Origin of the sequence: Nonomuraea zeae (assembly GCF_005889725.1) — a bacterium.
GTDB lineage: Bacteria > Actinomycetota > Actinomycetes > Streptosporangiales > Streptosporangiaceae > Nonomuraea > Nonomuraea zeae.
Genome location: NZ_VCKX01000090.1, coordinates 13,981 through 40,761 on the forward strand (window position 1 = coordinate 13,981; position 26,781 = coordinate 40,761).

Here is a 26,781-nt window from a genome sequence, read left to right on the forward strand (position 1 = left end):
GGTCAGCGGCGGATCACCTGGTCGTACAGCTCCAGGTAGCGCTCGGCCATCACGGACGGCGCGAAGCGGCGGCGGGCCTCGCGGCGGCACTCCTCCGGGTCCAGCTCGTCCACCCGCAGGACCCACTCGGCCAGCTCCTCCTCGGTGTCGGCCAGGAAGCCCGTGCGGCCGTGGTCGATGATCTCCGGCAGGCACCCGCGGCGCAGGCCCACCGGCGGGACGCCGAGCGCCAGGGCCTCGACGACGGCCGTGCCGCCCGGCTCGTCCCACTGGATCGGGAAGAGGGCGGCGCGGGCCGAGGCGTAGAGGTGGTCGCGGGCCGGCCCGCCCACCGCGCCGACCCACCTGACCAGATCCCCGTCCAGGTATCGGGACACCTGGTCGAGGTGGTAGCGGACGTCCGGATGGCTGTGCAGCGGGTGATAGGGGTTCTGGGTCACGACGTCCAGCTCCGCGGCGGTGTTGCGGCCGCAGACCGGGCCGGCCAGCACCAGCGGGAGCCCGAGCTTCTGGCAGATCCTGGCCGCGATGTGCTGGCCCTTGAGCCCGCAGATGCGGCCCATGACCATCAGGTGCTCGCCCTGCTCGACGCGCAGGTCCCGATCGGCGAGCGGGGTGGCGAGGTAGACGGCCCCGAGCGAGGCCGCGCGCAGCGCCTCCGGGGCGCGGGCGAGCTGCGACTCCGAGACGCCGTTGACCGCGATCGACGGCGGGAACGCGCCGTAGAACGCCGGATGCTTGTGCAGGTCCCAGTGCAGGGTGTGCAGCACGGGCGGCCCGCCGAACGCGGACAGCACGCCCGGCCCGACGACCTCCAGGTGGTCGTGCACCAGGTCGATGTCGTCGCGGGAGCGCAGCTCGGCGACCACGCGGGCCTGGTGCGCGTGCGCGATGCCCATGACCTGGTTGTACGGCTTCTGCAGCTCGGTGAACTGGTCCTCGTCGAAGGCGGTGATCAGCTCGTCGACCTCGAGTGTGCTCGTGCCGGCCGCGGCCAGGACCACGCTCACGCCGCGCTCACGCAGGCACGGCACGAGGGTGGCGACCACGTTCTCGATCCCGCCGTAACCGGGAGGCGGGACCTGGAGCCACGGGCCGGCGTTCACCAGAACTCTCATACCACGTCCTCCTCAAGGACGAGGGAGGCGAGCGGAGGCCGCTCGGCCACCGCCACGTCCACCAGATCCGCCCGCCCTTCCAGCCCGAACTGCAGGAGCGATTGCGCCGGCGGCTCCGACGCCAGCACGCGGCCCTGGCGTTCGAGGCGGGACCAGGCGGTGAGCATGATCTGCCCGGCCATCCGGCCGAGCGCGGACACCGGCTGGTGGGTGTGCGCGCGGTGTCCCAGGTCCACCTGGGCCATCGCGTCCAGCCCGACGAGCTGGAGCAGGTCGACGAGGAGCCCGAACTCCACGCCGTACTCGGTGACGAACGGCACCTGGGCGAGCACCTCGCGCCTGGCGGCGTACTCGCCGCCGAGCGGCTGGGCGATGCCGGCCAGCTCCGGCCAGAACATGTTGAGCAGGGGCCGCGCGACGAGCTCGGTCACGCGGCCACCCGCGCCGCGCCGCACGATCCCGTCCTCCCCGATGTACGGCCGTTCGTACGTCGCCTTGACGAAATGGAGGTCGCTGTTCACCAGCAGCGGCCCCACCAGCCCCGATACGTAATGTGCCGCGAAACTTCGCAGGTCGGCGTCCACGAACACGACGATGTCGCCGCTGGAGGCCGCCAGCCCCTTCCAGAGGGCCTCGCCCTTGCCGGTCAGCGGCGGCAGGTGCGGCAGCACCTCGTCCTGTGCCACCACCCGCGCGCCGGCCTCGCGCGCTCGTTCCGCGGTCGCGTCGGTCGAGTTCGAATCGACCACGATGATCTCGTCCACCAGAGCCACGCGTTCGACCAGGTCACGACGGATCACCGAGACGATGTCACCTACCGTGCTCTCTTCGTCACGGGCAGGCAGCACGACGCTCACCGTCGTGGTCCCCTTGGCCGGCATTAAGGCGTCCACCGGCCATTCCGCCGCAGTGCTCGAATGCGGGCCGTACCACTCCTGAACCCTGGCCAAGGCTCGCAGATCTATCTCCATGCAGTCAGCCCCGATCTTTTGAGGTCACGACTTCTGCCCTTATCAGGCGCGTTTGAACATTGCTGTTTGGCCGCGCTTAGATGTGGCATATGCCGGGTTGTGTCCCCAATGACCCGTGTCGGCATCATAGGTGCCGGAAATATCGCCGCTCGTCATGCCGACGTCCTGTCCGGATTCCCCGATGTCACGATCGCTGGGATCGCCGACACCGATCCCCACAGGGCCGAGGCCTTGGCCTCCAAGCATGGCGCCCCCGCTTATGGCGGCCATGCGGACCTGCTCAATGCCGGCGGTCTGGATGCTGTCTACGTCTGTGTGCCTCCTTTCGCGCACGGTAACCCGGAACGTGACGTTCTGTCGTGTAATCTCCCGATTTTTGTGGAAAAACCGCTTTCGCTAGACCTCCAAACCGCAGAAATGATCGCGTCCGAAATCGAGCAAAGATCCCTGCCGTCCGCGGTCGGTCATCATTGGCGCTACCTGGACATCGTTCAGCAGGCCCGTGACCTGCTCGCCGGCCGTCCCGTGCGCCTGGCGCTCGGTCACTGGCTCGATAAAGTGCCTCCGGTCAGCTGGTGGCTCGACCGCACGATGTCCGGCGGCCAGATCGTCGAGCAGGCGGTTCACGTGCTGGACCTGGCTCGGCTCCTGGTCGGCGAGGTCACGATGGTGCACGCCGTACCTGCCGAGGAGGAAGGCTCCGCCGACGGCCCGAGAGAGGTGCGCGGCGAGGTGGACCGGGCCACGGCGGCGGTCATGCGCTTCGCCGGCGGCGCGCCCGGCCTGCTCGCCACCTCCTGCCTGCTCACCCGCAAGCACCGGGTGGGCCTGGAGGTGTGCGCGGACGGCATCGCGCTGGAGCTCAGCGAGACGCGGCTGCTCGTGGACGGCGAACGCGTGATCGAGGACGACGGCCAGGCCAAGATGCGCGTGGACCGGGAGTTCGTCAACGCCGTGCAGGGCAAGGACGCCGACGTGCGCGTGCCGTACGGTGAGGCTCTGCGGACCCACCGGCTGGCGCTGGCGCTCGCCCGGTCCGCCGTCGAACGGAAGCCGGTGATGCTCGATGAGCACCATTCTTAGCATCGAGGGGCCGGGGCAGGTCTCGCTGGTGGAGGAGAAGCTGCCCGACCTGCCCGACGGCGGGTTCATGGTGGCGACCACGCACAGCGGCGTCTCCGCGGGCACCGAGCTGACCTACGTCAAGGGCACCAATCCCTACCTGTCCTCGACCTGGGACCCGTCGCTCGGCCTGTTCCTGGAGGGCGCGCCGTCGGTGGGCTATCCCGTGCGCGGCATCGGCTACATGCAGGTGGGCCTGGTGGTCGAGACGCGTACGCGCGCGGTCCAGGAGGGCGCGCTGGTCGCGATGGCGTACGGGCACCGCACCGCCTACGTGGCGGACCCGATGACCGACAGGTTCGTGGAGCTGCCGGAGGACCTCGACCCGGTGCTCGGCGTCTACGTGGCCCACATGGGCCCCATCTGCGCGAACGGCCTCCTGCACGCCGCCCACGACCTGCACGGCCCGGCCGTGCGGCACCTGGGGGACGGCGTGCGCGGCCGGCGGGTCGTGGTGGTCGGCGCGGGCGTGGTCGGGCTGCTGACGGCCTGCTTCGCCATGTCCTGCGGCGCGGCCGAGGTCGTGGTGGTGGACGAGACCCCGGCCAGGCTCGCGACCGCCGAGGCGCTCGGCGCCGGCGTCCTGGCCGCCGACGACGACCCGGCGGTGACGTTGAAGCGGCGCTGGCGGCACGGCCCAGGCGACCGCGGCGCCGACGTCGTCTTCCAGTGCCGTGGCCAGGCCAGGGCACTGGGGCTGGGGCTCAAGCTGCTGCGCCCCCAGGGCACGCTGGTCGATCTGGCCTTCTACACGCAGGGCGCCCAGGAGGTGCGGCTCGGCGAGGAGTTCCACCACAACGGGCTGACGCTGCGCTGCGCCCAGATCGGCAGGGTGCCCAGGGGCCTGGCGCACGCCTGGGACAGGGAGCGGCTCTCGCACGAGACGATCACCCTGCTCAGGGAGCGCGGCAGGTCGCTACGCGAGCACCTGATCACTGACCTCGTCGGGTTCGCCGACGCTCCTGAGCTGCTCACCGACCTCGCCGCTCGCCGTCGCCACGCCATCCAGGCCGTGCTCTGCGACCACGTCGAGGATGAGGGCGGCTGACCAGCTGAAGTCCCGGCAGCCGTGACCGCGCAGCGTGAGCGGGTCGAAATACTCGCGGAAGCCGGCCCGCGTGACCGCGTTGATCATCTCGTTCGCGAGAGGGGCTGCCAGGTCGGGGCGGCGGTCCCTGAGCCCGTGCCAGACCAGCCAGGTGAGGTTGATCCAGCTCGGCCCCCGCCAGTAGCGGGCGGCGTTGAACTCGGGGGCGGCCGGCGAGTAGCTGGACAGGATCCCGTCCTTGAGCGCGAACCGGTCGAGCGCGGTCCCGATCAGCGCGTTGACGATGTCGCGCGGCAGGTCGGGCAGCATGAGCGGGGTCAGCCCGGCGGCGCTGTGGGAGCGGATCAGGCAGCCGGTGAGCACGTCGCGGGCGTGGAAGAGACCGTCGTCGTAGAGGTGCTCGACCATGGCCTCGGTGATCGCGGCCGCCTCGCGCCGGTGGGGCTCGGGGTCGAGGCCGCACACCTCCGCGATCCTGGCGAGGGTGGCCTCCGCGTTGCCGTACGCGGCGTTGAACAGCGGATCCTCGACCTGGAACCCGCCGTGCCTGCGGTAACCCGAGTCGCGGTAGGCGCGGGCGATGGCGACGTAGCGCTCGTAGTCGCGGTCGGTGGGCCGCTCGTCGGCGCTGACCGTCTCCAGATCCCTGCGGACGAACCCCGACGTGCCCGGCTGGATCGCCTTGAGCGGCAGGTCCCAGGCCGGGCTGTTGTCCATGCCCGACTCCCACGGATGCAGGATCGAGATCAGGCCCTCCTCGGAGCGCCTGGCCGTGCGCAGGAACGCCTGCTGCGCCACGAGCCTGGGGTAGATCCGGCGCAGGAACCCCGGATCGGGCTCGGACAGGTGCGTCTTCCAGGCGGCCAGCGCGTGGACCGGGGGCTGGACGATGCCGGAGGTGGCCGAGCCCGAAGGCGCGCGCGACTCCCAGAACTCCGGCCCGGGGAAGTAGGCGCCCTCCGGCACCTCGGGGTTGAACACGATGTGCGGGACCCGGCCGTCGCGCCACTGGGCGCCGAACAGGCTGAGCAGCTCCGACCTGGCCCTGCGCGGTGCCCAGCGGGCGTTGCCGATCGCGATGAAGGCGGAGTCCCAGCTCCACTGATGCGGATAGAGCCGACGGGAGGGAACCGTGTAGCTGCCGTCCCAGTTGGCCACCAGGACTCGCACGGCGTCGCGAAGGATCATAGAAACTTCCTGACGAAGGCTGCGGTTTGGGGGAGAACGATCTCGGGCTCGCCACGAAGCCGGCATTCGAGTGCGAGATAGCCGTCGAAGCCGACGGCGTCGAGCGTGGCGAGCTGCGCGCCCCAGTCGAGGTGTCCGGTGCCCGGCTGGTTCCTGTTGGACTCGCTGATCTGCATGTGCGCGAGGTAGGGGGCGGCCTCGGCCAGCGAGCGGCAGGGGTCGTCCTCCTCGATGTTCATGTGGTAGGTGTCGCCGACGACCCTGATCGAGTCCATGGCGCAGTAGGAGACCGCGTCGGCGAGCGAGTTGACCATGTGGTTCTCGTAGCGGTTGAGCGGCTCCAGCATGATCAGCACGCCGTTGCGCTGCGCGTGCTCGCCGAGGATGCCGAGCGCCTCCGCCAGCACCTCCCGGTCCTCCTCCGGGCTGCGCGGCGGCTCGAACGGCGGGAGCCGGCGCGAGAACTGCCCCCAGGAGGCGGGGGTCATGACGCCGATGCCGCCCAGCTCGGCGATCACCGTGAGCTGCGACCTGAGCTGCTGGATGGCGTCCTTACGCTTGGCCGGGTCGAAGTCGCCGATGAAATGGAGCATGTCCACGCACACCGTCGGCATGACCACGCCGTCGGCGAGCGCCCGCTTGAGCTCGGTCAGGCGGCCCGCGAAGTGGAAATCGCCCTTGCCCCGCAGCTCGATGGCGTCGAACCCGGCATCGACCGCGAACGCGAACTTCTCCTGCAGCGTGCGTCCCGGCAGAAGCTGCTCCTGTACGGCGAGCTTCACTGTGACTCCTCAAATCGGAAGACGAGTTGAAGCACCTCGGACTGGTGCTTGTCCAGCAGTTCGTAGGCCTCCTGGGCCCGCTCGGCGGGCATGACGTGGGAGACGAGCCGACCGGCGTCGACCTCGCCCCGGTGTACGAGCTCCATGAACGTGCGCTGCAGCCGTTCGACGTCCCACCGGTGGGCCAGCCAGGAGGCGACGCCGCCGATCTGGGAGGAGACGAGCTGGACCTGGTTGTGGTGGAACTCCTCGCCGAGCCTGAGCCCGATGCCGTCGCCCTGGTAGAAGCCGGCGGCCACGACCCGGCCGCCCTTGCGGACGGTCCTGATCGCCTCGTGCAGGCCGAGGTGGTTGCCGCTCAGCTCGATGACGGTGTCGGCGCCGTCGATGCGCTTGCGCATGAACTCGGCCACCGACCCGGCGGTCACGTCGAACGTCTCGGCCGCGCCGAAGCTCCTGGCCAGCTCCAGCCGGTCGGGGATGGCGTCGGCCGCGACCACCCTGGCGCCGCTGAGCACGGCCATGCGGGTGGCCAGCAGCCCGATGACGCCCTGGCCGAAGATCGCGATCTGGTCGCCGAGATGCACGTCGGCGGCGTGGACGGCGTTGAGCGCGATGGCGCCCACCCGGGCGAAGATGCCGGTCAGGGGATCGGCGCCGGGCGGCAGCACGTGGCCGACCAGCTTCTCCGCCGGGACGACGGCCTCGGCGCGGTGTCCCCAGATGCCCCAGACGAGGCTGCCGACGGGCGGGTCGGCGACATCGGGCGCCGCCTCCACCACCTCGCCGACCTCCTGGTAGCCCCAGCCGGTCAGCGGGTACGCGTGCGTCTGCCCTTCGACGAAGAGCCGGCGTTCCGTGTCCCATTTGCTGCTGAGATAGGGATTTGTGCCGCGATAGGCGGTGAGTTCGGTGCCCGCTGAGACTCCTGAGTAGAGCGTACGGATGCGTACGGAGCCCGGCACGAGATCGGCGGGCGACTCCAGGCTGACGCGGACTTGGCCTGGCTCTTCGAAGGTGATGACGCGCATTCCCCACACTTACGCTTTTTGATCAAACAAAAGTCAAAGATTTAGTGCTTGTTTGCACACGATAGTTGCGCTCGTAACACTCTTAAGTCTACGACTTCCGCCGAAGGAGACTGATGAAATTAGGGTTTCTGACAGCGTGTCTTCCGGAAAGCGACCTTACCGACATACCACACCACCCTGGACACCGGGGTTTCGGAGCCGTCCGGAGCCGCCGGCCACCGCGCTTCGGATGACCGAAATCACATCAGAGTAGATCGTTTCGGCGAAGGCGAACGTGATCCAGCCGGGCGAAATTTCGCGTAGAGCGGACTCGCGCTTTCCCCGATCGTTCCCTGCCAGAGCAATCCGCGCCCTGGCGCAGGGATGCAGGTGAACGCTTACCTCAGCCGGGATCGGCAGCACGGACTGGGTACAGACCGGTCTCGGTATCGCCTACCGCACGTTGCGCCAACTGATCGTGGGGTAAGGGCGGCGTAACCCCATCAGAGGAGCGTGCCATGCCGAAGAAGGTAACCGCCGTCCTCTCCGTCGCGCTGCTGGCCGCCGCCTCACTGGCGGCCTGCGGCGACGACGGTGGCGAGCAACCGTCCGCGAGCAACCAGATCACGGTCTGGACCGAGGAGAACCTCGGCGACCGAATGGCCGTGCAGAACACGATTGTCGCCGAGTTCACCAAGAAGACCGGGATCCAGGTGAAGCTGGTCGGCGTCGGCGAGGACCAGTTCAGCCAGACGATGACGGCCGCCGCGGCGGCCGACGACCTGCCCGACGTGATCGGGGCGCTGCCGCTGTCGGCGGTGCGCGAGCTGGAGGCCAACGACCTGCTCGACACCGAGACGCCCGGCAAGGTCGTCGAACAGCTCGGAAAGGACTCGTTCTCCCCGCGCGCCCTGGAGCTCGACACCTCGGGCGGCAAGCTGCTCGCGGTGCCCAGCGACGGGTGGGCGCAGCTCATCCTTTATCGCAAGGACCTGTTCGAGAAGGCCGGGCTCCAGCCGCCGGACACGTACGAGGCCCTCCAGGCCGCGGCGGCCAAGCTCAACACGGGCGGGGTCGCGGGCATCACGCTGGCGATCGCGCCGAAGGACTCGTTCACCGCGCAGAGCTTCGAGCACGTCGCGCTGGCGAACGGGTGCCAGCTGGTCGACAACGCCGGAAATGTCGCCCTTGACTCGCCACAGTGCGCGAAAGCATTCGAGTTCTACGCGAACCTCGCGAAGAGCTACTCGGTCAAGGGCAAGCAGGACGTCGACTCCACCAGAGCCACCTATTTCTCCGGCAAGGCCGCCATGATGATCTGGTCGTCGTTCATCCTGGACGAGATGGCGGGGCTGCGGAAAGACGCGCTGCCGAGCTGCCAGGAGTGCCGCGCGGACCCCGAGTGGCTGGCCAAGAACACCGGCGTGGTCACCGCGCTCAAGGGGCCCGACGGGAGCGCGCCCGCACAATACGGCGAGATCGTCTCGTGGGTGGTCACGCGGGACGCCGCCAAGGATCCGGCGGCCAAGTTCATCTCGTACATGATGAACGAGGGCTACGAGCGCTGGATCGGGATGGCGCCGGAGGGCAAGTTCCCGGCCCGCAAGGGCTTCGAGGACAAGTGGAACAAGCTGCCCGCCGGAGTCGACTCCAAGAAGCCGCTGGCCGACGTCTACCCGGCCGACGTGCTCGACGCCCTGCGCAAGAGCCCTGACACCTTCGCCCGCTGGGGCATCCCGCAGGGGCAGGGCAAGCTGGTCGGCGCCACGATGGGCGAGCTGCCCGTACCCAAGGCGCTGAGCGCGGTCGTCGACGGCTCCCTGACCCCACAGGCCGCCGCCACCCAAGCCAAAACCGACGTCGAAACCATCAAACGCGGGATCCGGCAGTGACCCGGCGAGGGAGTGCCGTCGTCTGGAGGAGCGGCGGGAGCGAAGCGACCACAGCGGGGGAAGACGGCGGCATGAGGCGACCGAGCCCGCCTCACGGAGTGAGGCCATGAAAACCCTCCGTCAGCAGGAAGGGCGGGCTGGGCTGGCGCTCATCTCGCCCACGCTGATCATCACGCTGGTCGTGGTGGTGCTTCCGCTGCTGTGGGCGATCATGCTGGCGTTCCAGGACGTCCGGCTGATCAACATCCGCCGGGTGGGCGTCTTCGGCCACTACACGCTGGAGAACTTCGCGTACGTCATCTCCGAGCCCGGCTTCTGGACGTCCCTGGTCAACACGCTCGTCTACACCGTCGCGGGGACGGCGTTGTCGATCGTGATCGGGCTGGTGACCGCGCTGGCGCTGCGCGACAGGTTCAGGGGCCGGACCCTGATCAGGGCCTCGATCCTGGTCCCGTACGTGGCCCCGGTCGTGGCCGTGGCGTTCCTGTGGGAGACGATGCTCAACCCCCAGTACGGCATCGTGAACTCCTGGCTCAAGGAGCCGATCGCGTTCCTCACCCAGGCCAAGGGCGAGTTCCTCGGCCTGGAGGTGCCGGTCGCCCTGCTGACGGTGATCGCGTTCGAGGCATGGCGGTATTTCCCGTTCGCGTTCCTGTTCATCCTGGCCAGGCTCCAGGCGCTGCCGGCGGAGCTGGACGAGGCCGCGGTGGTGGACGGGGCCACGCCCACCCAGCGCTTCCGCTACGTGATCATGCCGCAGCTCTGGCGGATCATCGCGCTGCTGTCGGTGCTGCGGTTCGTGTTCACCTTCACCAAGTTCGACGACGTCTACCTGCTCACCGGCGGCGGGGCCGGGACGGAGGTGGTCAGCGTGCGGGTCTACAACTTCCTGACCGCGCGTGACGACATCGGCGCCTCGGCGGCGCAGGCGATCGTACTGGCGATCTTCCTGGTCGTTTTCCTGGCCATCTACCTGCGGTTCTTCGCGGGAGGCGCGAATGAGCAGAGATAGGTTCGAGCGCGGGCTGCTCAAGGTGCTCAAGCCGCTGGTGATCCTCTTCCTGTTCCTGATCACCGCGTTCCCGTTCTTCTACATGGTGATGCTGTCCGTGCGCGACATCCAGGAGCTCATCCTGGAGCCGGGCTCGCTCTGGCCCCGCAGGTTCACCCTGGACACCTACGTGGACGTGCTGACCAGGCAGGGGTTCCTGACCTTCCTCAAGAACAGCGCGATCATCGCGGTCGCCTCCGTGGCGGTCACGCTGCTGATCTCGATCCCCGGCGCGTACGCGGTCGCCCGGCTGCGTTTCTTCGGGCGGCGGCAGGTGCACTTCCTGTTCCTGGCGGTGTACCTGTTCCCGGCGATCGTGCTGGCCATCCCGTTGTTCGTGCTCTTCACGATGCTCGGGCTGCGCGGCTCTCTGGTCGGCTTGATCCTCGTCTATATCGCGCAGACGGTGCCGGTCACGGTATACATGCTCCGCAACTACTTCGAGACCGTGCCGCAAAGCGTGGAGGAAGCGGCCGCGATCGACGGATGCACGAGACTGTCCACCATCTGGCGGGTGGTGCTGCCGCTGTCCAAGCCCGCGCTGATGGCCACCGGCCTCTACGCGTTCATGATCGCTTGGAACGAGTTCCTGTTCGCCCTGCTCTTCCTCGTGGAGCGGAGGGAGAGCTGGACGGTCTCCCTGGGGCTCTCTCAGCTGGCGGGGAGCATAGAGATCCCGACGACGGTCCTGATGGCAGGATCGGTGGTGCTGACGTTGCCCATCGTGATCGTGTTCTTCGCCAGTGAGCGACTGCTGACGGAGGGGCTCACGGCGGGAGCAGAGAAGGGATAGATCATGCTGACGGCAGGGCAGATCCTCCAGCTCATCCGCAATGGCTCCTGCCGTACGCGCAAAGAACTCATCGAGTACACCGGCCTGTCCCGGTCGACGATCACCGACCGGGTCGACCGGCTCATCGACGCCGGATACATCCACGAGTCCGGGGTCGGCACCTCCGGGGGCGGGCGGCCGCCCTCGGTGCTGGACGTCGACGCCACCCGGCGCCTGATGCTGGTGGCCGACCTGGGCGCCACGCACGCCAGGGTGGCGCTGACCGACCTGGCCGCCCGGCCGATGGTCGAGGAGAGCACCGAGATGCGCATCGAGCTCGGCCCCGACGCGGTCCTGTCGTGGGTGCGCCAGGCGTTCCAGCGGATGCTGGACCGGGTCGGGCGGCCGGCCCGCGAGGTGTGCGGCATCGGCCTGGACCTGCCCGGCTCGGTGGACCACACCACCGGCCGGGTGATCAGGTCGTTCCTGATGCCAGGGTGGGACGACCATCCGGTGGGCGCGGCGATCGGCGCGACGTACGACGTGCCCATCCTGGTCGAGAACGACGCCAACGCGATGGCGCTGGGCGAGTGGTGGTCGTCCTGGCGGCGGACCGACTCGCTGGTCCTGATCAAGGTGTCGACCGGGATCGGCACCGGCATCGTGCTCGACGGGCAGATCTACCGGGGCGTCGAGGAGGCCGCGGGGAACATCGGGCACGTACGCCTGCGCGAGACCGACGACCGGGTCTGCACCTGCGGCTCGCGCGGCTGCGTGGCCTCGCTGGCCAGCGGCCACGCGCTGGCCGGCGACCTGGGGCAGCAGTCCAGCCGTGACGTGCTGCGCCTGGTCCAGGCGGGCGACCCGGAGGCCATCGCGCGCGTGCAGGAGGCGGGCCGCACGCTGGGCATCGTGCTGGCCACGGCGGTCAGCCTGCTCAACCCCGGCGTGCTGGTGCTGGCCGGGGACATGGCGGAGACCCGGGAGCACTACCTGACCGGGATCAGGGAGAGCGTCTACCGGCGCAGCCTGCCGTACACGACCAGGAACCTGGAGATCGTCACGACCTCGCTGGGCGGCCGGGCGGGGATCGTGGGGATGGCGGTGATCGTCATGGAGCACGTGCTCTCCCCCGCCTCCGTGGACGCCGCCCTGGCCGGCTCCGGGCCGGGCAGGCGCACGAAGACCGACGCCGTCGGGTGAGACGCGGCTGGCTCAGCTCGCGCGCCGCCGAGGCCATCGGGCGAGCCCGCGCCCGTGCAGGCGGGCGGTCCCGTCAGGCGAGGGACTGTCGCAGGAGAGCGGGCGCGTCCACGAGCGAGGGACCGTACCAGGTGAGCAGCCGCCCGCTCACCAGGGCGCAGGTCAGGCCGGGGAAGGACTCGGGGCCGTCGTCCCGCGTGAAGGCGTAGGGCTCGTCAGGCAGCACCACGAGGTCGGGACGCCGCTCGGCCAGCTCGGCCAGCGCGATCTTGGGGTAGCGCTCCGCGTGGCCCGCGTACAGGTTGTCCACGCCGAGGTGCCTGAGCACGTCCCCGGTGAACGTGTCGCGCCCCACCACCATCCAGGGCCGCCGCCAGATCGGGATGACCGCCGTGCGCCGCGGGCCCGCGGCGGGCGCGCGCCACGCCCGCTCGGCCGCGTCCAGCCACTCCGGCCTGCCGGTGCGGCACGCGTGCGCGAACATCCGCGCCAGCGAGGCGAACGCCTGCTCCAGGGTCTCGATCCTGGTGACCCAGACCGGTACGCCCCCTGCGCGCAGGGCCTCGATGTCGGGCGCGCGGTTCTCCTCGGCGTTGGCCAGGACGACGTCGGGCCGGAGCTTCCTGATCGCGTCCAGGTCGGGGTTCTTCGTGCCCCTGACCCTGGCCACGTCCAGGCCGGCCGGGTGCGAGCACCAGTCCGTCGCCCCCACCAGCGCCTCGGGCACCGTCGCCGCCACCGACTCGGTCAGTGACGGCACGAGGGAGACGATCCGCCGCACGGTCTCGGGGATCTTCACGGGCACACCGGTGTCGTCGTCCACACCAGCAGCCTAGATCTGCGCGTAACCGCGACGGGATGTCGGTATAGATCCGTAGAATCCACGACAAAGATCATTAACTCGTGATCGGGGGATTGACGGTTGGAGCGAGAGTCACCAGGCTTCGATCCGCGCACACCCAACGCGGCCCGGCTCTACGACTACTACCTCGGCGGCAAGGACCACTTCCCCGCCGACCGGGTGGCGGCGGAGAAGATCCTGAAAGTGGCTCCCGAGTTACGGGCGGCGGCTCGGGCGAACCGGGCGTTTCTGGCGCGGGCCGTCCGCTTCCTCGCCGAGGCCGGCATCACGCAGTTCCTCGACATCGGCACCGGGCTGCCGGCGCAGAGCAACGTGCACGAGGTCGCCGGGAAGGTGCACCAGGACGCGCGGGTGGTCTACGTGGACCGGGATCCGGTGGTGCTGGTGCACGGCAGGGCGCTGCTGGCCGGGCACGGTGACACGACCGTCGTCGAGGGCGACCTCCGCGAGCCTCACCAGATCCTGAAAAATCCGGACGTGACGCGGGTGATCGACTTCAACCGTCCCGTCGGCGTGCTGCTGCTGGCGGTCATGCACTACCTCACCGAGTCCGACCGCCCTCAGGAGGTCGTCGCGAGCCTGCGTGACGCCCTGGCGCCGGGCAGCCACCTGGTCGTCTCCCATGGCACCAGCGACGCCCGCGCCGCCGCCGTCGAAAAGGCCACCGAGGTCTACCGGCGGGCCGGTCTCCCGCTCACGCTGCGCGGCCGGGCCGGGATCACCGCGCTGTTCGAGGGGTTCGAGCTGGTCGAGCCGGGGGTCGTCTGGCTGCCCGAGTGGCATCCCGAGCAGGCCGACCTGATCGACTTCGCCAGCGGCCCCGAGTCGTCGCTGCTCCTGTGCGGCGTGGGCAGGATGAGCTGAGCCGGGAGGCACTCCGCCCAGAGCCGGACCCGTGCGGGTCGGGCTCTGCGGCGGAGGCCGGGCGGGGCTACCTGCGGGTCCGGCCGCCGCGGCGGAGGCCGGACGGGGCTACTTGAGCGCGGACAGCGCGCTGTCGTAGTCAGGCTCCTGCGTGATCTCCGGCACCAGCTCGGAGTAGATCACCTTGTTGTCGCCGTCGAGCACGACCACGGCGCGCGCGGCCAGGCCGGCCAGCGGCCCGGACTCCTGCGCCACGCCGTAGTCGCCGAGGAACTCGCGGCCCCGCATGAGCGAGAGCGTGGTCACGTTGTCGAGCCCCTCCGCGCCGCAGAACCGCTTCTGCGCGAAAGGCAGGTCGGCGGAGATGCAGAGCACGGTCACGTCGGGGTGCTCGGCGGCCACCTCGTTGAAGCGGCGCACCGAGGCCGCGCAGACGCCGGTGTCGACGCTCGGGAAGATGTTGAGCACCTTGGTCCCCTGGCCGAAGTCCTCCAGCGAGCGCTCGGCCAGGTCGGCGCCCACCAGGCGGAACGCGGGCGCGGCGTCCCCGGGCTTCGGGAAGGTGCCGCCCACGGTGATGGGGTTGCCCTTGAAAGTGACGTCAGACATGAAAACCTCCGGATAGCGATGTTCCCCAGATCGCGATCCTATCGGCGCGGCCTCTCCCGCCCGGCCCGGGCCAGGGCGCGTGTCAGGCCCAGCACCATGCCCAACACCAGGTCCGGGGCCAGATCGGGCCGGGGCCGGGGCCAGATCGGGCGCCGGGTGCGGGGCGGCGCGGCGTGTCAGGCCCAGTCGTGGCGGGCGGCGTGCCAGCCGAGCTGCACGCGCGTCCGCACGCCCGCGAGGTCCATCAGCGCGCGCAGGCGGCGCTGGAGGGTGCGCAGCGACAGGTCGAGCTGGCCCGCCACGGCCTCGTCGGTCAGCCCGGCCAGCAGCAGGGCGAGGATCTTCCGGTCCAGCTCGGTGACGGCCGCCTCCGGGTGCTCCTCCAGCGCGTCCGCCCCGTCCACGCGCAGCGGGTAGGCCCGCAGCCACACCGCCTCGAACAGCGCCTCCACGGCGGCGAGCAGGCCGCTGCGGTGCAGCAGCACGGCCGCGGGCTCGCCGCCGGGCTCGGTGGTGAGCGGGACCAGCGCCAGCTCGCCGTCGGCCATCATCAGCTTGATCGGCAGCTTGTCCGCCACCCTCACCTGTACGCCCCTCCGCACGGAGTCGATCGTGCCCGCGGCCACCCCTGGCGTGGCCAGCATCTCGCGCTCGACCACCACGCGATACGCCACGCCGCGCTCGACGCCCTGGTTCTCGGCGGTGTTGTCGCTGGGCGAGACCGCCACGAACGGCACCGTGGAGAACGAGCGCACCTGCCGCGTGGCCGCCCACTGGATCTGCAGGAACCGCTGGCGTACCGCCTCCACGCCGGTCACGACCTCGATGAGATCGCCGACGGCGCGATCGGTCGCGGCCATCCTGTGCTGCTCGGCCAGCGCCACGATGGCCAGCTCCGCCGTACGGAGCTCCTCCCTGCGGGCGGTGAGCAGGCCGCCGAGCGCGACCGAGGGCGGCGCGGCGACGTGCCGTACGGGAGCTCCGGCCACGCGCGAGACGAGACCGCGGCCGATCAGCGCGAGCAGGTCCTCCTCCACCGTGGACAGCGGCCGGTCGAGTGCGGCGGCCAGCTCGGCGGCGGCGCTGGGCGCGTCCACCAGGAAGCGATAGACGGCCTCCTCCCCCTCGGTGAGACCTAACGCCTCCAGCACGGTGCCCGTCTCCCTCTGCTCGGCCGGAACGCCGACCAGTATGGGAGAGAAGACCGGGCCGAAGGCGACGTCGCCGCCTTCGGCCCCGAATCGTGACTTCACGGTTATTCAGCTAACAATCGCCCGAATGATCTCTTGACGCACGGCGTTCCCCTTCGCGTCGGCCGCCGTGGCCTTCAGCGAGAGCGAGCCGCGGCGCACGACCGTGGTCCACGCGCCCTTGCCGCTCGGCACCAGCACGGCCGGCTGCCAGGTCCTGCCGTCGTCGTACGAGACCGACAGCGTGGCCCTGGCCGCCTTGCTCGGCGCGTCCAGCCACTCCTGCGTGGTCGCCGACAGGCCGAGCTTGACGAGCGGGCCGAGCACCTTGACGTCGTAGTCGAGCTGCATCATCGGGATGTCGGTCCGGTACTGGCTGCCCTCCGGCGGTCTGGCCGAGACGAAGTCCCACTCCGTGTGGGTGCGCGTGGACGTGCGCCACCGCTGCGCGTCCCGGTTCACGTCGAGCGTGACCCGGTAGGGGGCGGCCTCGTCGGGCAGGCCGTCGAAGACCGCCATCGCCCGGCCCTTCGACTGCTTGACCAGCTTGTCCCCCTGGTAGAGGGCGATCGACATGGTCGCGTACTCGTCGCCGCCACCGCCGGAGTGGCCGGGCGTGCCGTCGCTCAGCGGCGGGATGTTGAGCTGGAGCCCGCCGCCGCTCTCGCGGAAGGGCCCCCAGTACTCGGTCCCGAGCCTCGGCCGCACCACCGGCGCGAACCATTCGTGCGTGACCCGCTGGCCGGGCCGGTAGACCTGGGGCCGCTGGCGCATCTCCCAGTCGTCGTTCCCGCCGATGAAGTGGTTCTCGTACCAGCGGTAGGCGCCGGTGCTCACCCACTCGGTGCGCTCGGCGGGGAAGTACTCGCGCTCGGGGAAGCCGAAGGCCGGGCCCCAGCCGTCCTGCAGGTTGTAGCGGAACCCGCCGCCCTCCTGGCCGGTGGTGGCGCCGCGGTAGACGCCGCGCACCTCGGCCAGGTCGCGCGGGCGGTAGGACAGGTCGCGGTCGGGGACGGCGCCCTTGTGCAGGTCCACCAGGTCGTACAGGTAGGAGGGGTAGGTCTGCTGCCGGACCGTCACCTGCTTGCCCGCCAGGCCGGCCGCGCTGTCGCGGGTGACCAGCACGACGGGGATGGGCAGGTTCTCGCCGTAGAACTCGTAGAGGCGTCCCGGCTCGTCGTTGACGACCACGAGCAGCTTCGCGCCCGCCGCGACGGCCTGGGCGGCCCGTTCCTCAGCGCTCACCTCGGCGCTGCGCGTGACGATGACGGCCTTACCCTTGGCGTCGATGCCCGCGTAGTCCTGCGCCGCGCCCTTGCCCGCGGCGACCGTACGCAGCCGGGACCGGCCGTCGGTGAGCGTGCCGCCGCCCTGCACGGTCGTCACCAGCTCGGGGCGTCCCGGCACGGCCAGGGTCAGCGCCGGCTCGCCCAGCCGCCAGCGGGTCAGGTAGTCGAACGAGCCCTTGGTGACCTTGCGCGTCGGGGAGACGTAGACGCTGTCGTACCAGATGGGCAGGATGTACCCGAGCCTGATCGGATCGCCGTCCGGCACGGTCCTGGCGAAGTCGAGCTGCAGCTGCCGCCGCTCGCTCAGCTTGGGCGTGCTGACGCCGACCGGCCTGGCCCGGCTCGCGTCGAGCACGACCTCCTTGCTCGCGTCGAGCGCGATCTCCGGGTCGGCGAGCAGCGCCATGCCGCGGGTGTCGGCCCGCTCGCCCGGCACCTCCAGCAGCGAGAAGGCCATGTAGGTGGAGGGCGGCAGGCGCAGCGTGCGCTCGCCGTCCACCTCGTAGGGCGCCATGCTGCCGTCGAACCCGGCCAGCACCACCCGGCCGGAGACGGGCTTGCCGGCCCGGTCGCGCAGCTTGAGCGTCAGGTCGTACAGCTCGCGCTCCTTGACCGCCCCGAACGCGGTCCGCACCGGCGTCGCGCCCGAGTTGCCGGCCGGAGTGGCCGTCACCAGGCCGGAGACCTGGGTGTCCGGGGGCAGCTTCGCCGGGTCGATGCTCAGCGTCGCCTCGGCCGTGCCGTGGGCGGGGACGGTGAGGCGCGCGGCGGAGAGGGTGGCGGCGTCGGAGCCGCTGACCGCCAGGTCGAGCGGCACGTCGGCGTCGCCGTCGTTGCGGTAGGCGATCGTCCGCTCCGCCTTGGGGTCGCCGGCGGCGTGCGGCCAGTCGTAGAAGGCCGTGGGCACCGAACCGGTCGCGGTGATCGTCGCGCCGACGGCCGCGGCCACGTCGAGCCGGCCGGTCCCGTGCTGGAACGGCGTGTACGGCAGCGGCTTGGCCGAGCTCATGAGCGCGTCCTTGAGCTGCTGTCCGGTCCAGCCGGGATGGCGCTGCACCAGGATGGCCGCCGCGCCCGCCACGTGCGGGGTGGCCATGGACGTGCCGTTCAGCCGCCAGTACGGCCCGGTCGCCTCGGTGTTGTACGACGAGTGCGCCGCGTTGATCGAGACCCCGGGGGCGGAGATGTCCGGCTTGAGGCCGTAAGACCGGTAGAGCGGCCCCATGCTGGAGAACTCGGCCCGCTCGTCAGCCTTGTCCACCGCGCCCACGGTCAGCGCCGAGGCCGCCGAGCCGGGAGCGCCGATCGTGCCCTCGCCGTAGCTGTTGCCCGCCGCGATCACGAACAGCGTCCCGTGCTGCCTGGACAGGTTGTCCACGGCCTGGGCCATCGGATCGGTCCCGCCGTCGGGGACGTCGCTGCCCAGGCTCATGCTCACGACCTTGGCCCGGCCCGCGGCCCACTCCATGCCGGCGATGATCCAGGAGTCCTGGCCGTAGCCGTCGTCGCCGAGCACCTTGCCGACGACCAGCTCCGCGCCAGGGGCTACGCCCTTGTTCGCGCCCTGTGACGCGGCGCCGGTGCCCGCCACCGTGGAGGCCACGTGGGTGCCGTGGCCGTTGACGTCCTTGACCTCCTCGCCCGGCACGAAGCTGGTGGACTCGGCGATCCGGTCCTTGAGATCGGGGTGGGTGCCGTCCACGCCGGTGTCGAGCACGGCCACCTTGACGCCCGTGCCGTCGTAGCCGGCGGCCCACGCCTGCGGGGCGCCGACCTGCGGGACGCTCTCGTTCAGGGCGACCTTGGCCCTGCCGTCCAGCCACACCTTGGCGATGCCGCCGGACCTGGCGGCCGGCGCGGCGATCGTGGTCCAGAACGGGCGCGGGTCGTCGCCGACCTGGAGTGCCGCGCCCTTGACGCTGGGCAGCGGGCGCACCACCTGCGCCCCCGGCAGGGAGCGCGGCATGGCGCCGTCGTAGGTGACGATCACCGGAGGCGTGCCGCGGTAGCCCATCCCGGCTAATTCGGTGATGTTGAACAGCCGCCGGTCGAGGCGCTCGGCGGCGATCAGCGGGACCGCCTCGTCGGGGAGCACGTAGAGGTCGCCGCCGGCCTGCTGGACCCGGACGCCGCCCTGGGCGTCGGCCGGCCGGTCCACGGTGACGACGTCCTGGTCGCCGGGGCCGTCCACGTAATGGACCCGGTCGCCGGTGATGAGGGTGAGCTCGATGCCTTGGGGTGGAGTTTCCTGCTGGTCCGCGTGCGCCGCCCCGGCGGGGGCGGCCAGACCTGTCGCCACGAGGGCGACCACGAGCACGCCGGTCAGCCGACCGGCGGGTGGAGTGAGGGGCATGACCGGATTTCACCTTTCCCACCAGGGGGCGGGAAAGGTGGTCCGGCTGGCGAAAACCCGCCCTGACGGGACTTCGCCAGCCGGACCTGACCTCTGGGGTCAGGTCCGGCGGCTCGGGCTCAGACGTTGCGCCGGTACTGGCCGCCCGCCTCGAACAGGGCCTCGGTGATCTGGCCGAGCGAGCAGCCGCGGGCGGCCTCCATGAGCACGTCGAACGCGTTCTCCTCCGACATCGCCGCCTCACGCAGCCGCGCGAGCAGCGCCGGGGCCTCGGAGCGGTTGCGCTCGTGGAAGGCGTGCAGGCGGTCGAGCTGGGAGCGCTTCTCCTCTTCCGTGCCCCTGGCCAGCTCCAGCTTGTGCGGCTCGGGCTCGTCCTCGCCGCGCGGGTTCCTGAAGGTGTTGACGCCGACGATGGGCAGCGAGCCGTCGTGCTTGCGCATCTCGTACAGCATGGACTCATCCTGGATCTTGCCGCGCTGGTAGCCGGTCTCCATCGCGCCCAGCACGCCGCCCCGGTCCGACAGCCGCTCGAACTCGCCCAGCACCGCCTCCTCCACCAGGTCCGTCAGCTCATCGACGATGAACGAGCCCTGCAGCGGGTTCTCGTTCCTGGCCAGGCCCCACTCGCGGTTGATGATGAGCTGGATCGCCATGGCCCTGCGGACCGAGTCGGCCGACGGGGTGGTCACGGCCTCGTCGAAAGCGTTGGTGTGCAGGCTGTTGCAGTTGTCGTAGATGGCGATCAGGGCCTGGAGGGTGGTGCGGATGTCGTTGAAGTTCATCTCCTGGGCGTGCAGGGATCTGCCCGAGGTCTGGATGTGGTACTTCAGCTTCTGCGAACGCTCGCCCGCGCCGTAGCGCTCCCTCATCGCCACCGCCCAGATGCGGCGGGCCACCCGCCCGAGCACGCTGTACTCGGGGTCCATGCCGTTGGAGAAGAAGAACGACAGGTTGGGCGCGAAGTCGTCGATCTTCATGCCCCGCGCCAGGTACGCCTCCACGTAGGTGAACCCGTTGGCGAGGGTGAAGGCGAGCTGGCTGATCGGGTTGGCCCCGGCCTCGGCGATGTGGTAGCCGGAGATCGAGACCGAGTAGAAGTTGCGGACCCCGTTCCTGATGAACCACTCCTGGATGTCGGCCATCATCCGCAGCGAGAACTCCGTGGAGAAGATGCACGTGTTCTGGCCCTGGTCCTCCTTCAGGATGTCCGCCTGCACGGTGCCCCTGACGGTGGCCAGCGTGCGGGTGCGCAGCTCGCGGTCCTCCTGCTCGTCCGGGAGGCGGTCGTGCTCGGCGTGGAAGCGGTCCCTGGCCTGGTCGATGGCGGCGTTCAGGTAGAAGGCCAGGATCGTGGGGGCCGGGCCGTTGATCGTCATGGAGACCGAGGTGTTGGGCGCGGCCAGGTCGAACCCGTCGTAGAGCACCTTCATGTCGTCGAGCGTGGCGATGGAGACGCCCGACGTGCCGACCTTGCCGTAGATGTCGGGCCGCAGGTCCGGGTCGTGGCCGTACAGCGTCACCGAGTCGAACGCCGTGGACAGCCGCGTCGCGGGCTGGCCCTCGGACAGCAGCTTGAACCGCCGGTTGGTGCGGAACGGGTCGCCCTCCCCCGCGAACATCCTGGTCGGGTCCTCGTCGTCACGCTTGAACGGGAAGACGCCGGCGGTGAAGGGGAAGGCGCCCGGCAGGTTCTCCGACCGCAGGAACCGCAGGAGGTCGCCGTGGTCGGAGTAGCGCGGCAGGGCCACCCGCGGGATGCGGTTGCCCGAGAGGGTCTCGCGCCAGAGCGGGGTGTGGATCTCCCGGTCGCGGATCTTCACCACCAGCTCGTCGGCGGAGTATCGCTCCTTGAGGGCCGGCCAGGCGTCGAGCAGGGCGCGGCTCTCGTCGCTGAGCTCGCCGTCCGCCCGCGCGACCAGCTCGGCCAGCCGCGGCTCCCCGTCCAGCAGGGCCTGTACGGCGGTGACCTGCTGGCGGCGGCGGGCGATCTCGGCCTGGGCCAGCGTCTCGGCGTGGTAGCCGCGGACGGTCTCGGCGATCTCGGCCAGGTAGCGGACCCTGGCGGGCGGGACGATCGCGGCCGACGCCTGCGAGGTGCGGCCCGAGACCTGCGGGAGCAGCCCTGGGCTCTCCCCGGTCGGCAGGAGCCCCTTGAGGTGGTGGTAGAGGGCCGTGACGCCGGCGTCGTTGTAGCGGGCGGCGATGGTGCCGTAGACCGGCATCTCGTCGGGTGACACGCCGAACGCCTCGCGGTTGCGGACAAGCTGGCGGCGTACGTCGCGCAACGCGTCCTCCGCGCCGCGCCGCTCGTACTTGTTGATCACCACGGCTTCGGCGAAGTCCAGCATGTCGATCTTCTCCAGCTGGGAGGCCGCGCCGAACTCGGGCGTCATCACGTAGATGGGCACGTCGACGTGCGGGACGATGCCGGCGTCGCCCTGGCCGATGCCGGGCGTCTCCACGATCACCAGGTCGTATCCCGCGGCCCGGCAGGCGGTGATCACGTCGTCGAGGCAGGCGGGCACCTCGTTCTGGGCGCCCCTGGTGGCCAGGGAGCGGAAGTAGGTCTGGGGGCCCAGGCTGTTCATCCTGATGCGGTCGCCGAGCAGCGCGCCGCCGCCGCGCCTGCGGGTGGGGTCGATGGCGATGATCGCGATCCGCAGCTTGTCGTCGTTGTCGACGCGGAACCTGCGGACCAGCTCGTCGGTGAGCGAGGACTTGCCGGAGCCGCCCGTACCGGTGATGCCGAGCACGGGCGCGCGCCGCTGCAGGGTGCCGCGCAGGCCCTCGACCAGGTCGGCGGGGGCGCGGCCGGACTCGATCAGGGTGATCGCGCGGGCCAGCGCCGCCTGGTCGCCCGAGGCCACGGCCTCCACCGAGGGGGCGTCGCCGAGCTCGACGTCGCAGTCCTCGATGAGCTTGTTGATCATGCCGGGCAGGCCGTACCGCTGGCCGTCCTCCGGCGAGAAGATGCGGGTGACGCCGCGCGAGTGCAGCAGCTCGATCTCCTCGGGGACGATCACGCCGCCTCCGCCGCCATACACCTTGACGTGGCCGGCGCCGCGCTCGCGCAGCAGCTCCACCAGGTAGGAGAAGAACTCCACATGCCCGCCCTGGTACGAGCTGATCGCCACCCCCTGGGCGTCCTCCTGGATGGCGGCCGTGACGATCTCGTCGACCGAACGGTTGTGCCCGAGGTGGATCACCTCGGCGCCCTGCGACTGGAGGATCCGCCGCATGATGTTGATCGCCGCGTCATGGCCGTCGAACAGGGCCGCGGCGGTCACGAAACGGACTGGGTGTACCGGGACGTGCACGCCTGATCACTCCTTCGTGAGGGCTACTCCTTCGAAGATACTAGGACGTCCTACTATTTCCCAAGAGCGTCCGGGGTAAGGAGGGGGCAAGGGGGGTGACGGCGATGCGTGCACTGACGTTCGTACCGGGCTGTAAAGGGACGCTCGACGTGGGGGAGGTGCCTGATCCGGCGCCTGGTCAGGGCGAATTGCTCGTCCAGGGCCTGGCCCTGGGGATCTGCGGGACCGACCGGGAGCTCGCGGACGCCGACTACGGCTTCCCGTCCGGCGGGCGGGAGCGCATGATCATCGGGCACGAGTCCCTCGGCCGGGTGCTCGAAGCGCCGGAGGGCTCCGCCTTCTCCCCCGGCGACCTGATCGCCGGTGTCGTCCGCCGGCCCGACCCCGTGCCCTGCGGGGCGTGCGCGCGGGGCGAGTTCGACATGTGCCGCAACGGCGGCTACACCGAGCGCGGCATCAAGGAGCTCGACGGGTTCGGCAGCGAGCTCTGGAGCATCGAGGCCGGCTACGCGGTGCGGCTCGATCCGGCGCTCGAACAGGTCGGCGTGCTGGTCGAGCCGGCGTCGGTGGTCGCCAAGGCCTGGGACCAGATCGAGCGGATCGGCTCGCGCGGCTGGTTCGAGCCCCGCACGCTGCTGGTCACGGGGGCGGGGCCGATCGGGCTGCTGGCGGCCCTGCTCGGGCAGCAGCGCGGGCTGGAGGTGCACGTGCTGGACCGGGCTCCCAAGGGCCTGAAGTCGAGCCTGGTGGCCGATCTGGGCGGGACCTACCACTCGGCCTCGTCGCTGGCGGAGTTCACCGATCACAAGCCGGACATCATCATCGAGTGCACCGGGGCCGGGTCGCTCGTCATGGAGGCCATGACCTCGACCGCGCCTGTCGGGATCGTGTGCCTGGCGGGCCTGTCGCCCGGCGGGCGCGCGCATCGCGTGGACGCCGGGGTGATCAACCGGGACGTCGTCCTGGAGAACGACGTGATCTTCGGGACGGTCAACGCGAACCTGCGGCACTTCAGGGAGGCGGCGGTGGCGCTGGCACAGGCCGACGTCGGGTGGCTGGAGCGGCTGATCACGCGACGGGTGCCGCTCACGCGGGCCCTGGAGGCCTTCGAGCCCGGCGACCACGTCAAGGTCGTCCTCGACCTGACCGCCTGACACGCCGCCCGGCCCGGCGCCCACCTGACCGCCTGACACGCCGCCCGGCCCCGGGGCCCGCATGACCGCCCTGCGCCCTGTGCGGCCGGGTGGCCGCCTGGTCCGGCCGGGTGAGCGTCTGGGCGGCTCAGTCCGGCTCGTAGGGCTTGCGGCGCGTCGGGCCGGCGTGCTTGGAGGCCGCGCGGGCCGAACCTGCCGAGACCCGGGTCCGCGCGGGACGTCCCGATTGCGCGGGGGCCGGGTGCGGCGGCGCCCCGTCCGGCTCCGCGGGCGGTTCCGGGGCAGGGGCCTTCTGGCGGGCCGGCGTCTTGTCACGCGCCGAGGTCTTGGCGCCTGCCGGGGCTTTCGCCTTCGCCGGAGTCTTGGGGGTCGCCGGAGTCTTGGAGTTCGCCGGAGTCTTGGGGGTCGCGGGAGTCCTGGGGCTTGAGGTGGCCGCCGGGGACTTGGGGCCTGAGCCGCCCGCCTGGGACCTGGTGGACGAGGTGGTCGAGGTGGCCGCCGGGGGCCTGTCGCGTGCGCCCTTCTCGGCCCGGCCGGTGCTTGGTGCGTTCCACGGCCAGGTGAAGCGGCGGTGGGTGCCACGCCGGCGGCCCGACACGCGTAAGGACAGGACGATGGTCATGAGCACCATCGCGGCCAGCAGCGCGGGCGGCGTGCCCAGCACGTCCAGCGGCGATCCCTGCCCGGCTCCGGCGCGCGGCGCGGGGACGAACGGCTGCTCGGTCGAGCGGATCTCGTCGAGCTTGCCGGCCTCGGCCTTGACCATGCGCGGCAGGCCGTACCCGACGACCTTGTCCGTCTCCCTGGTCTTGCGCTTGAGCCAGACGCGATCGACGTTCGCCTCGATGGTGTGGATCTTCGTGCCCTCGACGCGCTCCACGACCCCCACGTGGTCGATGCCCTTGTAGCTCTTGCCGCCGCGCCAGTCGAAGAAGACCAGGGCCCCGGGCTCGGGCTGTTGCGTCCAGGCGCCCTGCTTGATGAACCAGGCCGCGTGGGAGGGTGTCCAGGCGAACTGGCCGACGTAGTCGCTGATGCCGGCCCTGTCGGCGGCCCAGGCGATGAACATGTCACACCACGGCGCGTCGCGATACTGGGTGTCTTGGACGCGATCCGCGTACCACTGGCCGAACTTGGTGAACTGGCCGCTCTTCTCCTTGTAGCCGAGTTCCTGCCGCACCGTCTTCAGCAGCTCGTCAGCGATCGGGTCCAGGGTGACTCCTCCCAGAAAACCGCCAAATCACGATGGACTGTAGTAGCGCCATCGCGAGTGTGCGCGCATGACCGGGAAAGTGTCGTGCTATGTACCGAAATTTCGGCTCTGTGACTCCTGAGGCTGGTGAGACTCACTACTACCCTGGTTAGGAGCCGGCACCGACCCTGTAGACGCCCGCGTCTCCCGCGCCGGGCGCGACCACGTCGGCCACGACCACGGTCACGTTGTCGGGCGAGCCGCCCTCGTTGGCCAGGTCGATCAACCGCTGGACGGCGGCGCCGGGGTCTGCCACCGTGGTCAGCACCTCATGCAGGACCTCGGGCCCGAGCACCGTCGTGAGCCCGTCGGAGCACAGGAGGTAGCGATCATCAGGCTCGGCTTCGCGCAACGCCATGTCAGGCTCCGCCCTGCCCTCGCTGCCCAGCACGCGCAGCACCATGGAACGCCGGGGGTGCACGGCAGCTTGATCCTCCGTTATCCGCCCTTCGTCCACCATCGACTGCACAAGTGTGTGATCCTTGGTCATCTGGTAAAGAGCACCATCGCGCAGCAGATATCCGCGGGAGTCACCGAGATGAGCCAGGGCGAACCGGTAGCCGTCCCACAGCATGGCGGTCACCGTGGTCCCCATCCCCCTGCGCGCGGGGTCGATGTCGGCCAGCTCGACCAGCCTGCGCGCCGCCTCGTGCACGGCGCCCTCCAGCGCCGCCTCCAGGTCGGAGCCGGTCTCGGGAAGCGTGGCATCCAGCTCGCGCATGACGGCGATCGCCGCCGAGCTCGCCAGCTCGCCGGCCGCGTGTCCGCCCATCCCGTCAGCCACCACGAGCAGCCGGCCACTGGCGTAGCCCGAATCCTCGTTCTGCTCCCTGCGGCGGCCCACGTCTGATCCGGCGGCATAGCGGATGTTGTGCTTCATACCCTGCAGTAAATCATTGGTTGAAAGACTTCACAAGCAGATGCGCTGAAGACTCTTGTGAACTACTGTGGGCTTCATGAGCCACGACCCGACCGTCAACGCCGGGGACATCGCCCGGCTCGCCGGTGTCGGGCGGGCCGCGGTGAGCAACTGGCGCCGTCGCCACGACGACTTCCCCCATCCCATCGGCGGCACCGCCAACCAGCCGCTGTTCTCCCTGCGCCAGGTCGAGTCCTGGCTGCGCCGCTATGGGAAGTCCTACCAGGTCTCCCTGGGAGATCGGGTGTGGCAACGCCTGAAAGCGGCGGGCGATTTGCGACTGGGTGAGCTGGTTGCCCAGGCCGGCATTCTGCTGACCCACCTCGCGGAAACCCGCGGCACCGAGCCCGTCACCGGCGAGGCGGCCTCTGACGGCCGCCCCGGCGGCCGTTCGCCGGTCCCCGGCGCGAACCCCGCGGCCGGCGACGACCTCCCGGGCGTGGCGGGCACCCCTGCCGCAAACGCCGCACACCCGGACGGAACGGGCGACGCACGCGGCGCAGGAGTCCGGCATACGGCCGGGAGCGATCCACGCGCAACCGTAGACGACCCTCACGCGGCCGGCGACGACCCCCGGACGGCCGGAGACGATCCCCGGACGTCCGGAGACGATCCCCGGACGTCCAGAGACGACTCCCGGACTACCGCAGACGGCCCCCGTATGACCGGAGACGTCACACGGACGGGCGGGGGCGACCCCCGGACGGCCGGGGGTGACGCTGGTGGCCCCGAGGTTCGGAGTGCGGCCGGAGACGACTCGCGCGCGGCGGGCGGCGGCCCGCGGGTGGGCGGCCCGCGGGTGGGCGGCGCGGCGG

Annotated in this window: 19 protein-coding genes and 2 pseudogenes; 9 read left to right on the forward strand and 12 right to left on the reverse strand. The window is 70.6% G+C overall.

The window, feature by feature from the left end; genetic code table 11:
- Positions 1-2: 2 nt before the first annotated feature.
- Together ETD85_RS27170 and ETD85_RS27175 are read right to left on the reverse strand one after the other, a co-directional pair.
- Entirely contained in the window at positions 3-1,118 is a 1,116-nt protein-coding gene (locus ETD85_RS27170) for a glycosyltransferase (RefSeq protein WP_138692606.1), read from the reverse strand.
- Entirely contained in the window at positions 1,115-2,089 is a 975-nt protein-coding gene (locus ETD85_RS27175; RefSeq protein WP_138692607.1) for a glucosyl-3-phosphoglycerate synthase, read from the reverse strand. Before ETD85_RS27175 ends, ETD85_RS27170 begins: the two co-directional genes overlap by 4 nt.
- Positions 2,090-2,197: 108 nt before the next feature.
- On the opposite strand from ETD85_RS27175, the gene ETD85_RS27180 reads away from it, so the two are divergent.
- Positions 2,198-3,172 carry a Gfo/Idh/MocA family protein gene (locus tag ETD85_RS27180; protein WP_138692608.1) on the forward strand — a complete coding sequence of 325 codons (975 nt, stop codon included), beginning with the start codon at positions 2,198-2,200 and terminating at the stop codon, positions 3,170-3,172.
- Entirely contained in the window at positions 3,156-4,259 is a 1,104-nt protein-coding gene (locus ETD85_RS27185; RefSeq protein ID WP_138692609.1) for a zinc-binding dehydrogenase, read from the forward strand. Before ETD85_RS27180 ends, ETD85_RS27185 begins: the two co-directional genes overlap by 17 nt.
- A gap of 9 nt (positions 4,260-4,268) precedes the next feature.
- Here ETD85_RS27185 and ETD85_RS67565 read toward each other — a convergent pair.
- The 3 genes and pseudogenes from ETD85_RS67565 to ETD85_RS27200 all read right to left on the reverse strand — a co-directional run.
- Positions 4,269-5,513: pseudogene (locus tag ETD85_RS67565) on the reverse strand (MGH1-like glycoside hydrolase domain-containing protein); the annotation flags it as partial.
- A complete protein-coding gene (locus ETD85_RS27195) occupies positions 5,444-6,229 on the reverse strand; it encodes a sugar phosphate isomerase/epimerase family protein (RefSeq protein WP_138692610.1) in 786 nt (261 codons plus the stop codon). The gene ETD85_RS27195 and the pseudogene ETD85_RS67565, both read right to left, overlap by 70 nt.
- Positions 6,226-7,260, reverse strand: a complete 1,035-nt coding sequence (locus ETD85_RS27200; protein WP_138692611.1) for a zinc-binding dehydrogenase — start codon at positions 7,258-7,260, stop codon at positions 6,226-6,228. Before ETD85_RS27200 ends, ETD85_RS27195 begins: the two co-directional genes overlap by 4 nt.
- 497 nt (positions 7,261-7,757) lie before the next feature.
- Between ETD85_RS27200 and ETD85_RS27205 the strand changes: the two genes are divergently transcribed.
- The 4 genes from ETD85_RS27205 to ETD85_RS27220 all read left to right on the forward strand — a co-directional run bounded on the left by ETD85_RS27205 (position 7,758) and on the right by ETD85_RS27220 (position 12,157).
- Positions 7,758-9,131, forward strand: coding sequence for an ABC transporter substrate-binding protein (locus ETD85_RS27205; RefSeq protein ID WP_138692612.1), 1,374 nt, complete (start codon positions 7,758-7,760; stop codon positions 9,129-9,131).
- Between the two features lie 106 nt (positions 9,132-9,237).
- Complete coding sequence (locus ETD85_RS27210) at positions 9,238-10,143, forward strand: carbohydrate ABC transporter permease (protein ID WP_138692613.1); 906 nt, start codon at positions 9,238-9,240, stop codon at positions 10,141-10,143.
- Positions 10,130-10,975 (forward strand): carbohydrate ABC transporter permease, encoded by an 846-nt coding sequence (locus ETD85_RS27215; protein WP_138692614.1) that lies wholly within the window; start codon positions 10,130-10,132, stop codon positions 10,973-10,975. The genes ETD85_RS27210 and ETD85_RS27215 overlap by 14 nt, the downstream gene beginning before the upstream one ends.
- A gap of 3 nt (positions 10,976-10,978) precedes the next feature.
- Positions 10,979-12,157 (forward strand): ROK family transcriptional regulator, encoded by a 1,179-nt coding sequence (locus ETD85_RS27220; RefSeq protein WP_138692615.1) that lies wholly within the window; start codon positions 10,979-10,981, stop codon positions 12,155-12,157.
- Positions 12,158-12,230: 73 nt separating this feature from the next.
- Here the strand turns inward: ETD85_RS27220 and ETD85_RS27225 are convergent, their stop codons facing one another.
- Positions 12,231-12,980, reverse strand: a complete 750-nt coding sequence (locus tag ETD85_RS27225; RefSeq protein ID WP_138692616.1) for a helical backbone metal receptor — start codon at positions 12,978-12,980, stop codon at positions 12,231-12,233.
- Positions 12,981-13,079: 99 nt separating this feature from the next.
- Between ETD85_RS27225 and ETD85_RS27230 the strand changes: the two genes are divergently transcribed.
- The gene (locus tag ETD85_RS27230) at positions 13,080-13,883 is read left to right on the forward strand and encodes an SAM-dependent methyltransferase (RefSeq protein WP_138692617.1); all 804 of its coding nucleotides are present in this window, start codon (positions 13,080-13,082) and stop codon (positions 13,881-13,883) included.
- Positions 13,884-13,991: 108 nt separating this feature from the next.
- Here the strand turns inward: ETD85_RS27230 and tpx are convergent, their stop codons facing one another.
- From tpx to icmF, 4 genes are all read right to left on the reverse strand, one after another.
- On the reverse strand, positions 13,992-14,492 hold the full coding sequence (tpx, locus tag ETD85_RS27235; protein WP_138692618.1) for a thiol peroxidase: 501 nt from the start codon (positions 14,490-14,492) through the stop codon (positions 13,992-13,994).
- Positions 14,493-14,668: 176 nt separating this feature from the next.
- Positions 14,669-15,745, reverse strand: coding sequence for a helix-turn-helix domain-containing protein (locus ETD85_RS27240; RefSeq protein ID WP_206058616.1), 1,077 nt, complete (start codon positions 15,743-15,745; stop codon positions 14,669-14,671).
- Positions 15,746-15,751: 6 nt separating this feature from the next.
- Complete coding sequence (locus ETD85_RS27245; RefSeq protein ID WP_206058618.1) at positions 15,752-19,324, reverse strand: S8 family serine peptidase; 3,573 nt, start codon at positions 19,322-19,324, stop codon at positions 15,752-15,754.
- Between the two features lie 119 nt (positions 19,325-19,443).
- The gene (icmF, locus tag ETD85_RS27250) at positions 19,444-22,641 is read right to left on the reverse strand and encodes a fused isobutyryl-CoA mutase/GTPase IcmF (protein WP_138692619.1); all 3,198 of its coding nucleotides are present in this window, start codon (positions 22,639-22,641) and stop codon (positions 19,444-19,446) included.
- Between the two features lie 104 nt (positions 22,642-22,745).
- Here icmF and ETD85_RS27255 point away from each other — a divergent pair, with 104 nt between their 5' ends.
- Positions 22,746-23,795 carry a glucose 1-dehydrogenase gene (locus ETD85_RS27255; protein ID WP_138692620.1) on the forward strand — a complete coding sequence of 350 codons (1,050 nt, stop codon included), beginning with the start codon at positions 22,746-22,748 and terminating at the stop codon, positions 23,793-23,795.
- Positions 23,796-23,922: 127 nt separating this feature from the next.
- On the opposite strand, the gene ETD85_RS27260 is transcribed toward ETD85_RS27255, so the two are convergent.
- Both ETD85_RS27260 and ETD85_RS27265 read right to left on the reverse strand, forming a co-directional pair.
- On the reverse strand, positions 23,923-24,975 hold the full coding sequence (locus ETD85_RS27260) for a CHAP domain-containing protein (RefSeq protein ID WP_138692621.1): 1,053 nt from the start codon (positions 24,973-24,975) through the stop codon (positions 23,923-23,925).
- A gap of 181 nt (positions 24,976-25,156) precedes the next feature.
- Positions 25,157-25,927 (reverse strand): PP2C family protein-serine/threonine phosphatase, encoded by a 771-nt coding sequence (locus ETD85_RS27265; RefSeq protein WP_138692622.1) that lies wholly within the window; start codon positions 25,925-25,927, stop codon positions 25,157-25,159.
- A gap of 76 nt (positions 25,928-26,003) precedes the next feature.
- On the opposite strand from ETD85_RS27265, the pseudogene ETD85_RS65930 reads away from it, so the two are divergent.
- Positions 26,004-26,781 (forward strand): annotated as a pseudogene (locus ETD85_RS65930) (N-6 DNA methylase); the annotation flags it as partial.